This is a genomic window from Myxococcus guangdongensis (assembly GCF_024198255.1).
GTDB lineage: Bacteria > Myxococcota > Myxococcia > Myxococcales > Myxococcaceae > Myxococcus > Myxococcus guangdongensis.
On the sequence record NZ_JAJVKW010000014.1, the window covers coordinates 107,626 to 120,323 of the forward strand.

At 69.2% G+C, this 12,698-nt stretch carries 5 protein-coding genes; all 5 read left to right on the plus strand.

What is annotated here, in order from left to right:
• The first annotated feature begins 9 nt into the window (after positions 1-9).
• Positions 10-2,466, plus strand: coding sequence for a hypothetical protein (locus LXT21_RS34645; RefSeq protein ID WP_254042508.1), 2,457 nt, complete (start codon positions 10-12; stop codon positions 2,464-2,466).
• The gene (locus LXT21_RS34650; protein WP_254042509.1) at positions 2,463-7,520 is read left to right on the plus strand and encodes a contractile injection system tape measure protein; all 5,058 of its coding nucleotides are present in this window, start codon (positions 2,463-2,465) and stop codon (positions 7,518-7,520) included. Before LXT21_RS34645 ends, LXT21_RS34650 begins: the two co-directional genes overlap by 4 nt.
• Positions 7,521-7,524: 4 nt before the next feature.
• A complete protein-coding gene (locus tag LXT21_RS34655; protein ID WP_254042510.1) occupies positions 7,525-8,892 on the plus strand; it encodes an ATP-binding protein in 1,368 nt (455 codons plus the stop codon).
• Between the two features lie 98 nt (positions 8,893-8,990).
• Complete coding sequence (locus tag LXT21_RS34660; protein ID WP_254042511.1) at positions 8,991-10,601, plus strand: CocE/NonD family hydrolase; 1,611 nt, start codon at positions 8,991-8,993, stop codon at positions 10,599-10,601.
• A gap of 249 nt (positions 10,602-10,850) precedes the next feature.
• Positions 10,851-12,692: an OmpA family protein gene (locus LXT21_RS34665; protein WP_254042512.1), complete on the plus strand. Its 1,842-nt coding sequence runs from the start codon at positions 10,851-10,853 to the stop codon at positions 12,690-12,692.
• Positions 12,693-12,698 lie beyond the last annotated feature (6 nt).

The window sequence follows — 12,698 nt, forward strand, 5'->3', positions numbered from 1 at the left end:
GAGCACACCATGGCAGAGCCCGTCACCGTCACCACCGCGCCGCCCTCGAACGTGGGCCTGGACTACTCCGCGCTCGAGAAGGAGGGCACCGCGCTCCTCCAGGCGCTCTCGGGGAAGATATGGACGGACTACAACGCGAGTGACTCCGGCGTCACCACGCTGCAGCAGCTCTGCTATGCGCTCACGGAGCTGTCCTACCGCGCGACGTTCCCACTCGCCGACCTGCTGTTGGACCCCGTCACGGGCCGCATCGAGCCCGCGAGACAGGGGCTCTTCCCCGCGCTCGACATCCTCCCGTGCGACCCGGTGACGGAGCGCGACTACCGCAAGCTGCTCATCGACCGCGTGCCCCAGGTCGCCAATGTCTGGCTCACCCCCGTCACCACCGGCGAGGTCCAGGGACTCTACGACGTGACGCTCCTCGCGCCGGGGCAGGACGACTGCGCCACCGACGAGCGCGCACCCGACGCCATCATCGACGCCGTCCGCCGCGTCTACAACCGGCACCGCGCCCTGTGCGAGGACCTCCGCGACATCACGCTCCTGGAGCCGCTCGAGGCCGTCGTCGTCGCGGAGGCCAGCATCGAGGAGCGACGGACTCCCGAGGACATCCTCGCCGCGCTGTTCTTCCGCATCGGCAACCTCCTCGCGCCGGAGCCGCGTCGCGAGTCGCTCAAGTCCCTGCTCGACGCGGGCCAGACGCCGGATGAAATCCTGGAGGGGCCGCTGCTTCGCAACGGCTTCATCGAGGACGCACAGCTGCAGCCCAAGGCGACGTCCATCGCCATCCAGGACCTCACGCGAGTCATGGCGCAGACACCGGGCGTCTCCAGCGTCCGCGGAGTGAGCCTGCGCGCGGGTGGACAGGTCGCCACGGGGCCCGATGGTTCGCTGCCGGTGGCACCGGCGCAGGTGCTGAGGCTCGACACCCGCACGGACTCGAAGCGCGGTGGGTTTTCGATCCGGCTCTTGCGCAACGGCGTGGAGGTGAAGCCCCATCCGGCACGCGTGCGCCGCGAGCTGGAGCGGCTGTGGGCCGAGCAGCGCCGCACCCATCCGCTGGGGACCCAATACGAGGAGTACCTCGGCATGCCCCGAGGACAGCGCCAGCACTTCCGCGCGTACACGTCCATCCAGACGCAGTACCCCATGGTCTACGGCATCGGGTCCGCGGGGCTCCCCGAGGGCGCACCCCGCCCTCGCCAGGCGCAGGCGCGCCAGCTCAAGGGCTACCTGCTCGTGTTCGAACAGCTCCTCACGGACTTCTTCGCGCAGCTCGCGCACGTGCGGGACTTGTTCTCCGGCGACCCCGACTTGCAGCGGACGTACTTCTTCCAGCTCCTCACCGACGCGGTTCCGGACGTGGAGCCGTTGCTCGCGCGGCCTTCGGAGGGAGGTGACTCGCCGGGCTATGCGCGCGGGCTGGAGGAGCTCGTCGCCAGCCAGGACCCCGTCACCGCGCGACGCAACCGGTTCCTCGATGTGCTGCTGGCGCTCTGCGCGGAGCAGCTGGACGAGGACTCCGTCGCGGGCACGGCATGGGACGGCACCCCGGATGCGCTCCAGGCCGAGCGGGTGCTTCGCGCGAAGCTCACGTTGTTCGAGCACCTGGTCGAGAGCACGCATTCGCGGGGACGCGGTATCGACGCGCTGGAGCGCCCCGGACCGCGGAACGTCGCGGGCATGGCCATCAAGAGCCGCATCCAGTTGGGGATGCCCGTCGCCGACTCGCGCTCGCTCATCGATGGGTTGGATGAGCATGGGCTGAATCTCTCGGACTCGGCGAGCACGGCGCCGGAGAGTCGCGCGCTGGCACGGTACGAAGACATGCTCGAGGAGCGCTTCACGCCCGTCGCCTCGCTGCCCGCGCCGGAGAGGCCTCCCGCGCCGCCGCTGCGCTCCCAGATGCTCGGAGGTGAGTTCCTGAACGCGGCGGGCGCGCTGGAGCACTTCCGCGTGGGGACACTGCCGGGGGAGTCCTCGCTGTCACTGGTGTGCAAGGCGCCGTCCGAGGCGGGCTGGCATCTGGCGGGGAAGTTCCCGAACGTGGAGGGCGCGGTGGCTCGGGCACACGCGCTCGTGGAGCAGGCGCGCCAGCTCAACCAACAGCGCTCGCAGCTCTACATCGTGGAGCACCTCCTGCTGCGGTCCGCTCGGCGCGAGGGTGAAGATGTCTTCCCCTACAGCTTCACGGTGACGGCGGTCCTCTCCACGGCGACGGGTGAGTGGCGTGAGCCGGAGTTCCAGACGTTCGCGCGCGAGGTCATCCGGAGCAACGCGCCCGCGCTGGTGGTCGCGGAGTGTCTGTTCCTCGGGTCCTCGCGCATGGCGGCGTTCGAGCGGCTCTATTGGGCGTGGCGGAACGCGCTCCGGCAGGGGGACGCGCTGGCGCTCTCGTTGGCCTCGGCGCGATTGAGGGACTTCCTGGAAGCGGCGGCCCGCGAATCCGAGGCGGACACCGAATGACGGGCTCCCGGCATCATCTTCGGAAGCAGACGCTGCGGGTGACGCTGGAGTCGGAGGAGCAGGCGCTGGCGCTCCAGCCTCGGCTGAGTGACTTCAACCGGCGTCGGTTGCTCGCCATCATCGAGAAGGTGTTCGACGCGGTGGATGTCCCTGGGCTGCATCTGCGCATCGACCGGCTCGACGTGGACCTGGGGACGGTGCCGTTCGACGACTTCGAGCAGGTGGTGGAGGAGCGGCTCACCTTGCGGCTCCACGAGGCCGCGGAGCAGGCGGTGCAGAAGCGGCGTTCGTCGACGCGGGAGGAGGACCGGCCTCGGACCGAGGAGGCGCTTCGACTGGAGTTGATGGAGCACTACCTGTTGCATGGCACCCTGCCGTTCTGGGCGCCGCATGGCGTGGCGTTCTCGTTCGGCGCGCTCTTCGCCGAGCTCGCTCGGAGCTCTCCGGCCGCGCTGGTGCGACTGGTGGGCAAGCACGCCACGCTGGGACGGGTGCTGGACCGGCTGGTGCTCCAGCTCGACCAGCGGCAGTTGGAGCAGCTCGTGATGCTCCTGGAGCCGAAGCACGCGGCGCTGCTCATCGACTACATCGTCAGCCTCCAGGCGCTCCATCGCATCGAGCCGGTGCTCCCGCTGAGTGACCGGGCGCTGTCACGGCTGCTCTGGTCGCTGACGCTGACGTATCTGGTGAAGGACGCGGGTTCCCAGTTCAACCGCAAGAGCGCGTTGAAGCTGCTGCTCGAGGGCGTCTCGGAGAGCCAGGGTCTGGACTATCCGGAGCTGCTGACGACTCTGGACTCGGGATTGGAGCAGGTGCGGAAGCGGCACCCGGTGCTGGCGTCGCTGTCCTCCGTCATCGGGGAGCTGGTGCGCGAGCTGCCTCTTCCCGAGGTCGAGGAGGTCGAGGCTCCGGTCCTCGATGAGGAGCTGGCGACCACGGAGTCGGCGTCGGCGCGGTATGAGCTGGCGGAGGCGCTTCGGTACTACCTCCGGCATGGGGAGCTGCCGTGGGGAACGCTCGTGCGCATGCCGGAGCTGACGGCGGAGCGGGTCGTGGCGACGCTGCCGGAGCTGCCTCGTTCGTTGCAACGGCGGGTGCTCGGTTGGGAGCAGTCGGGTGGCTCGCTGACGCGGCTGGTCCGGGCGGTGCGGCGGATTCCCGAGGAGGTGCTGTCGAAGCTGCTCGTGCGGTTGATGCCGCGACCTGGGGATGAGGGGAGCCCGCTGCGCTCGGCGCTCCCCGTTTTCGCGGCGCGGGCCGAGGACAAGCCGCTGTTCTTCGCGCGACTGCTCGCGACGCTGCTCGATGGGAAGTCGGTGGATTTGGAGGAGCTCGCGGCGACGCGGGTTTCGGGGGTCGTGGAGGACCGGGGGACGCGTGACTCGGATTTGTCCCAGTGGGAGGCGCATGCGCTCAAGTCCGCGTTGGTAAGTCGACTTCGTTTCAGGGGGAAGACAGGGCCGACGGTGGAGGAGTTGCTCGGCGCGCTGTTGACGTCGTTTCCCGAGGACAGTCGGCACTTCCTCCTGGCGCTGCGAGACACGGAGGACTTGCGGACAGCGCTGGTCGACCGGAGCGGAGCGGAGGTTCTCGGCAGGGCGATGGACTTGCTGCGTCCGCGCGAGTCCCGGTCGATGAGGGCGTTGCTCCATGCGATGAGGGAGCTTCCGGAGCGGGTGCTGCCCGGCGGCATCGAGGGCGCACGGCAGACGGTGCTCCATGAGTTGCTGTTGCTGGGGGAGACGGCGCCGCTCTCCCGGAGCACCGTGAGCCGACTGCTGCGGAGACTGTTCGGGACGGAGATGACCCTGGAGGCCCAGGGGTTCTTGTCTCGGGTCATCGAGGAGTGGGGAGCATCGGGAGGCGTGCTCCAGAAACATGCGGAGGTCTTCCTCTCCGTGCTCGAACAGATTCGTGTTCGAGGTCGCGCGGGAGACGTTGACGGCTCGCGCATGGACGCAGTGGGCCACGCTGATGAGCACACGAGTTCGCGTCCGACGCGGGAGGGTCCGCGTGATGGAGTGAGACCGGGCTCTATTGCACTCGGTGCGGTTCCGCTTCGGCAGGGACAAGACGGAGCAGCCTTCAACCGAGGAGTCCCCACTCCGCACGGACAAGACGCAGCGGACCGTGGCCTCGGCCACGATCTCGATTCGCGTGAACGAGCAGGGAGGTCTCGCAGCGACCCAGCGTCCCTCGCGCCAGACGAGGCATCCCTCCTCCATGACGACTCAGACCCGCACGAACGAGTAGAGACGTCCCGTAGCAGCAGCGATGAAACTTCGCGTGCTCAAGACAGGGCAACTCTCAGCCACAACCGTTCCGACTCGGACGACCAAGGCGAGAGCCTCGTCCCTCGAAGCGAGGCAGCATCGCGTGCTCAAGACAGGGCAACTCCCAGCCACAACCGTTCCGACTCGGACGACCAAGGCGAGAGCCTCGTCCCACGAGGCGAGGCAGCTTCGCGCATCCAAGACGGGACACCTCTCGGCCATGACGGCTCCGGCTCGCACGAACGCGCAGTGTCGTCCCGCAGCCACGGAGGTGCAGCTCCAGGTGCACGAGACGAAACAGCCTCCGGCCATGACCATTCTCAATCGCACGAACGGACCGAGACACCTCGCGACCGCAGCGACTCAGACTCTCTCGCGCAGGGCGCGGCACACCTCCTCCATGACGGTTCAGGCCTGCACGAACGAGTAGCGACGTCCCGCAGCCACAGAGATGCAGCTTCGCGTGTACAAGACGGGGTACCTCTCAGCCATGGTGGTTCCGGATCGCAGGAACAAGCCGAGAAGCTCCTCCGCCGCACCGATTCAGTTCCGCGTGCACACGACGAGGCACCTTTCGGCCACGACGACTCCGGCTCGCGCGAACAAGCCTCAACGTCTCTCAGCCGCAGCAGCTCAGTTCCGCGTGCATACGACGAGGCACCTTTCGACCACGACTCCGGCTCGCGCGAACAAGCCTCAACGTCTCTCGGCCGCAGCAGCTCAGTTCCGCGTGCATACGACGAGGCACCTTTCGACCACGACTCCGGCTCGCATGAACAAGCCTCAGCTTCTCTCGGCCGCAGCAGCTCAGTTCCGCGTGCACACGACGAGGCACCTTTCGACCACGACGACTCCGGCTCGCGCGAACATGCCGCGACGTCTCTCGGTCGCAGCAACCCGGTTTCGCGTGCGCGTTACGAGGTACCTCTCAGCCACGACTCCGGCTCACACGAACAAGCCGAGACGTTCCTCGATCGCGGCGACTCGACCTCGCGCACGCGGACTGAAGCGCGTCTCGTTCACAGCGACTCATTTCCGAGTGTGCGAGACGAGGCACCTCCAGACCACGACTCCGGCTCGCACGAACAAGCTCAGACCCCCCACAGCCGCAGAGACTCGGTCTCGCGTACACGGACTGAAGCACTCTTCGGTCACGGCGACTCAGTCGCGGCGCCCTTCAGCAACGACGACATTAAGCGGCACGCACAAAGAGAGGACCGCCTCAACCACGGCGACCTCGATATGCGCGGGAGCGACTCGGCACCTCTCCGCATCGACACGAGAGATGCCGTGCATTCCGGCTCCAGGAGCACGCCCGCGCTCGCAAGCGATGCGACACCTCCGACGGGTCGCCGCACGGATGCACCGCCTCCCGCGGAACACCTCGCACACAGCGACACGGACTTCATCGCGGCGCCAGTGAAACACCCGCGCCACGAACGTGACGCCCTTCGAGCAAGAGACGCACGGTCCCCCGACAGCGCCTCCTCACGTGACACCTCTTCGCGCACAGAGCCAGCCACCCACCTTCGCCCCATCGCCACCCCGCTCAGCGCCCCACAAAGCCCCTCCGCCTCCGCGCCCCTCCGCACGCACGACAGTCCGGAAGCACGCGAAGCCCTCTTCGCCTTCCTCCTCGCGGAGAGCGCGGACCGCTACGCGGGGCTCTCCGACGATGCCCTGCTCCGCCTGCTCCAGTCGCTCCTCGACGAATCCCCGGACGTGCTCCACGGCTTCATCCGCCGTCACGTGCACCGCCGCCACCTCCAGGAGCACTGGGCCCGCACCCTCCCCGACCCGCTCCTCGCGCGCATCTCCGCGGTGCTCGCGCCCCGTCTCCACGCAGCGCTCCTGTCCACCGTCGAAATCCTCATCGCCGCCTGGCAGGACGTCGCCCCCTCCGACGCGCCCTCCCTCACGGAGCGCTCCGCGTTCTGGCGCTTCATCCTGGAGCTGCTCGGGAAAAGGCCCGGAGGAAACCTCGGACTCGAACAGCTCATCTCCGCGTTCCTCGAGCACTTCTCCACCCGCCTGCGCGGCGCCCACCCCACGCACCGGGACTCACGCGGCGTCGCCGAGCGACTCCTGGAGCGCGCCATCGAACTGGCCCACCACGAGTCCAGCCCCCGCCTGGCCTCCGTGCTCCAACAGCGACGCGCCACCTTCCTCGCCGCCTGGACCACTCCACCCCGACCGCGCCCCACCACCCGGCCCTCGCGTCAGCGCACCTCCTTCCAGCTCGGCGCGGACCCGCACGGCGACCACGACGGCAATCCCATCTACATCGACAACGCGGGCCTCATCCTCACCAGCCCCTTCCTGCCCCACCTCTTCCGCGAGCTGGGCCTCACGCACGTGGATGACCAGGGCAAGACACGCCTGGACCCCGAGCCCGCCATGCGCGCCGTGCACCTGCTCCAGTACCTCGTCGACGGCCGCACCTCCGCGCCCGAGCCCCTGCTCGTCCTCAACAAGATTCTCTGCGGCCTTCCCGTCCCCACCCCCATCCCCAGCGGCATCGAGATGACCGAACAGGAGCAGTCCCTCTGCGACCGGCTCCTCAAGGCCCTCATCGCCCACTGGACCATCCTCTCCGGCACCTCCGTCGCCGGCCTGCGCGAGACCTTCCTCCAACGCGAAGGACGCCTCGAACAACTCGAGGACCGCTGGAAGCTCCAGGTGCAACGCAAGACGCTCGACGTGCTCGTCGACCAGGTCCCCTGGAGCCTCTCCATCCTCACCCACCCGTGGATGCCCCAACCCCTCTACGTCTCCTGGTAGCGACATGGCCCCCCACGCGCTCTCCACCAACGCCGAGTGCCTCCGCGCCGAGGTCGCCTGGCTCACCCAGTGGCTGGACCTCCGACTCCAACAACACGCCGGAAGCCTCCTCCCCGCGCCGCTCCTCGACACCCTCCCGCCCCCGCCGCTCCCCACCCACGAAGCCCCCTACGCCGAGCTGCTCCGCGAGCTCGACTGCACCACCGCGGAGCGACTGCTCCTCATCCTCGCCGCGCTGCCCCACCTCCAGCCCGCCGTGCTGGACCCGCTCTTCCTGCGCAACCAGGCCCTGGACCGCCGCTTCACCGAGTTCGGCGGCGTCGTCGGCCAGTCCCACGGAGGCATCCTCCCCACCGGCGAGACGGCGCTGTTCCTCCTCGCCGGAGACGACCTCCAGGCGCGCCTGACACACCTGCACCTCTTCCACCCCGACCACCCGCTGTTCACGCGCCGCGTGCTTCGGCTCGAGCGCCGTCACGCGGACGAGCCCTCCCTGTCCGCCGCGCTCCAGCTCACCCCCGAGGCCCTCGAGCGCCTCACCACCGGCGCCCACTACCAGCCCCCCTTCGGCCCCGAGTTCCCCGCGCAGCGCATCTCCACGAAGCAGGGCTGGGAGGACCTGGTGCTCGACGGGCCCCTGCGCGATGACATCGAGGACATCATCACCTGGGCCCGCTACCAGGGGACGCTCCTGGAGGACTGGGGGCTGGGCAAGCAGCTCAAGCCCGGCTACCGCACGCTCTTCCACGGCCCCCCTGGCACCGGCAAGACCCTCACCGCGACGCTGCTCGGCAAGGCCACCGGCCTGCCCGTCTACCGCGTCGACCTGTCCAAGGTGGTGTCCAAGTACATCGGCGAGACGGAGAAGAACCTCGCCAGCCTCTTCGACCACGCCCAGCTCCAGCGCTGGATTCTCTTCTTCGACGAGGCCGACGCCCTCTTCGGCAAGCGCACCGAGTCGCGCAACGCCAATGACCACGCGGCCAACCAACAAATCTCCTACCTGCTCCAGCGCATCGAGGACTTCCCTGGCATCGCCATCCTCGCCAGCAACCAGCGCGCCCACTTCGACGAGGCCTTCGCCCGCCGCTTCCAGTCGATGATTCACTTCCCCATGCCCGGCCCCGCCCAGCGCCTGCGGCTGTGGGAGGCGTGCTTCAAGGACAAACCCTTCCAGCTGGCCCCCGACGTGGACCTCCCGAAGCTCGCCCGCGAGCACGAGCTGTCCGGCGGCGCCATCATCAACGTGCTCCGCCACGCCTGCCTCAAGGCCGTCGTCCGCACGCCCCAACAGCTGCGCGCCGCGGACCTCCTCCACGGCATCCACCGCGAACTCCACAAGGAAGGGCGCTACACCCTCCCAGCGCGATGAAACCTGCTTAACACGCCATGTCAGAAATCCTTGATTGACGAATCAATCCACCGTTACGGTGAGCGCCCCCATCCATTCGCAGTCCAGTGAGGTGCTCCATGGCGCAGCGTCTCCTCTCGCGGTGGTTCCCCCGTTGCTCCCTGCTGGTCGCGGTGTTGATACCCGTCCTCGCGACGGCGGCCGTGCCGTCTGCCCTCCCCGTCGCCCACGGCGTGCTCACGGCGGCGGCGACGACGGGCTTCAAGTTCGTGGACATCCCGGTGGGCGGCGGGGTGGTGCTCAAGGCCAACCACATCGCCCCGGCGACGCCCGGTCCCCACCCGGCCGTCGTGTTCATCTCGAGCTGGGGGCTCAACGACTTGGAGTACCTGGCCCAGGCCAAGGCGCTGGCGGAGCGAGGCTACGTGGCGCTGTCGTACACGCCTCGGGGCTTCTGGGCGTCGGGCGGTGGAATCGACACGGCGGGCCCGACGGACATCGCGGACACCTCGCACGTCATCGACTGGCTGTTGGCGAACACGCCGACGAACCCGGCGCGCATCGGCCTGTCGGGCGTGTCGTACGGCGCGGGCATCGCCCTCATCGCCTCCGGCTTCGACTCGCGCGTGAAGGCCGTGGCCGCGCTCTCCGGATGGACGGACCTGGTGGCGTCGCTGTACGGCGGCGACACGCGCAGGCCCCAGGCGGTGGCCCTGCTGGACGTGGCCGCGCGGCTGCTCGGCCGTCCCAGCCCCGAGCTGCGGACCACCATCGACAACTACTTCGCCAACCGGGACATCGAGGGCATCAAGCAGTGGGGCCGCATCCGCTCCGCCGCCACCTACGTGGACCGCATCAACGCCCACGCGCCCGCCATCCTCATCGCCAACGCGTACGGCGACAGCCTCTTCCCTCCCAACCAGCTCATCTCCTTCTTCAACCGGCTCACCGGCCCCAAGCGCCTGGAACTCGCGCCCGGGGACCACGCCGTCGTCGAGGCCACGGGCCTGGTCGGCCTGCCCAATCACGTGTGGACCAGCGTGACGCGGTGGCTGGACCAGCACGTCGCCGGCATCGACACGGGCATCGGCAACGAGCCGCCGCTCGTGCTGCGCACCTACGACGGCGACGTGGAGGGGTATGCCTCCTGGGCCGCCGTCACCTCCAGCACCCAGCGCCACGGCCTGGGCGCCATCCGGCTGCTCGATGGCACCGGCACCCTCGGCGGCGCGCCCACCGCGGGCGGCTCACGCACCGTCTGGGGCGGCATCGATACCACCGCCGACGCGGGCGTCGCGCTGCTGACCAACGGCCTGCAGGGGCTGACGGGAATCCCGCCCATCGTGTGGCTGCCGGGCGTCAACCGGCTGCGCGCGGGCGTGTGGACCTCGCCGCCGGCCTCGCGAGAGCTGGCCCTGCGCGGCACCACCGCGCTGCGGCTGCGCATCACCCCGACGACGGCCTCCGGCACCGTGGTCGCCTATCTCTACGACGTCGTGGGGGACTTCGGCGGCCTCATCACCCACGTGCCGCTGAGCTGGTACGGCGCCACGCCGGGCACCCCGCTCGATTTGGACCTGGTGTTCCCCGTCACCGCGTATGACGTCCCGGCCTGGCACTCGCTGGCGCTCGTGGTGGACACCGAGGACCCGCTCTACTTCGGCGCCAACACGCCCAACGCCACGCTGAGCCTGGGCGGCCCGTCCTGGTTGGATTTGCCCCTGCGCTAGCCTCGCGCGTTCCCACCCTCTCGGAGGTGAAGATTCCGGGAGGGTGTGTGAATACCCGCCCCCGCCGCTGACACGTCAGCGCGGCGTCCGTGCGGGCCAGGCCCCCTCCTGACACGTCAGCAAAGCCTCGCAGGGCCCCGCGTCCCATCTGTGACGTGATGGCCCGTGCCATGCAACTGTGAATAGCCACACAGTCGTGGCAGAAGGCCGTGCGCGCGCTCAGTGCGACGCACGGATGTGGAGGAACCCTTGAATTCTCGAAGTCATCATTCCCTGCTCGGAGGGCTGGCCGTTCTCTGGGCCCTCTCCGCTCAAGCGCAGGTCCAGCGGATCCCCAACCTGGAGCTGGAGCGGTTGCAGCTCAACCCCGGCGCCAAGGACAGCCTCGTGCTGTCCACGGGTGACTTGCTGCCGGACGGCACCTTCCGGTTGGGGCTCACGGCCCACTACGAGCACAAGCCGCTGGTGCTGCTGCGCAATGACGATGAGGTGAGCACCATCGTCTCGAACCGCGTGACGGTGCACCTGAGCGGCGCCTACGCCGTGACGGATTGGTTGGAGTTGGGTCTTCAGGTTCCCATCGTCTCGCAGTGGGGCCCGGACACGACGGCGCTCGGCTTCCAGACGCCGTCCACGCTGGCGCTGGGCACGCCGTGGGCGCAGGCGCGCGCGGGGCTGCTGTCCGAGGCGCGCGGTGGCCCGTTGGACGTGGGCCTGCACCTGGGCGCGGCGCTGCCCCTGGGCAGCAAGGACACCCTCACGCGCGACCAGGGCTTCGTCTTCACCCCCCGCCTGGGCCTGGGCAAGAAGCTGGGCGACGGCTGGCGCGTGGGCGCGGACGTGGGCGCGCTGGTGCGCACCAAGAAGTACGCCCTGACGCCCGACGCGGACCCGCTGCGGGACGAGCTGGGCGTGGAGATGAACGGCGGCGTCAACCTGACGGCCAACCTGTTCGGCCTGCGCGAGGAGCTGGTGGTGCGCGGCACCCTGCCGTTCGCGGACGCGCCCGAGTCGATGGAGGTGCTGCTGGGCCTGCGCACGCCGGCCAAGGCGGGCACCGAGTTCTACATCATGGGCGGTCCGGGCTTCGGCCGGACGCCCGGCACGCCCGAGTTCCGCGTGCTGGCGGGCGTCAACTTCGGGCCGCGTGACGATGCGCCCGCATGTGTCGCGGGCCAGCCCCACGAGCCCGCGCGCTGTCCCAACCTGGACGCGGACGGCGACGGCGTGACGAACGCGCAGGACCGCTGCCCCACCACGCCCGGCCTCGCCGAGCTCAACGGCTGCCCGGACGGCGACGACGACAAGGACGGCATCCCCAATCTGGCCGACAAGTGCCCCGCCCAGCCGGAGAACATCAACGGCTTCCAGGACGAGGACGGCTGCCCGGACGACCCGGACTCCGACAACGACGGCATCACCGACTCCAAGGACGCGTGCCCGAACCAGCCCGAGGACAAGGACGGCTTCCAGGACGAGGACGGCTGCCCGGACCCGGACAATGACCAGGACGGCATCGCCGACGCCAAGGACGCGTGCCCCAACGAGGCGGGCCCGAAGGAGAACCGCGGCTGCCCGGACAAGGACCGCGACAACGACGGCCTGGTGGACCGGCTGGACAACTGCCCGGACGAGCCGGGACCGGTGAAGAACCACGGCTGCAAGCAGAAGCAGCTCGCGCAGATTGGCGAGGGCCAGATTCGCATCCTCGAGGCCGTCTTCTTCGAGAACAACAAGGACCTCATCAGCCCGCGCAGCTTCAAGCTGCTCGACGGCGTGGCCGCCATCCTCGTGTCGCACCCCGAAATCGAGAAGGTGCGCGTCGAGGGCCACACCGACAACACGGGCAAGGCCGACTACAACCTGGAGCTGTCACAGCGCCGCGCCGAGGCGGTGGCGAAGTACCTGGAGGGCAAGGGCGTCAAGCGCGAGCGGCTGGAGCCGCGCGGCTTCGGTCCCCAGAAGCCCATCGCGGAGAACACCACCAAGGCCGGCCGCGCCAAGAACCGCCGCGTGGAGTTCCGCATCGTCGGTGACGCCGATGGCGTCGAGACGAAGAGCGGCGAGCCCACCGACACCCTCGAGAAGTGAGGAAAG

Excerpts from the sequence above, each read along its gene's own strand:
- LXT21_RS34645 (WP_254042508.1), top strand. The coding sequence starts at position 10 with ATGGCAGAGCCCGTCACCGTCACCACCGCGCCGCCCTCGAACGTGGGC.
- LXT21_RS34650 (WP_254042509.1), top strand. The coding sequence starts at position 2,463 with ATGACGGGCTCCCGGCATCATCTTCGGAAGCAGACGCTGCGGGTGACG.
- LXT21_RS34655 (WP_254042510.1), top strand. The coding sequence starts at position 7,525 with ATGGCCCCCCACGCGCTCTCCACCAACGCCGAGTGCCTCCGCGCCGAG.
- LXT21_RS34660 (WP_254042511.1), top strand. The coding sequence starts at position 8,991 with ATGGCGCAGCGTCTCCTCTCGCGGTGGTTCCCCCGTTGCTCCCTGCTG.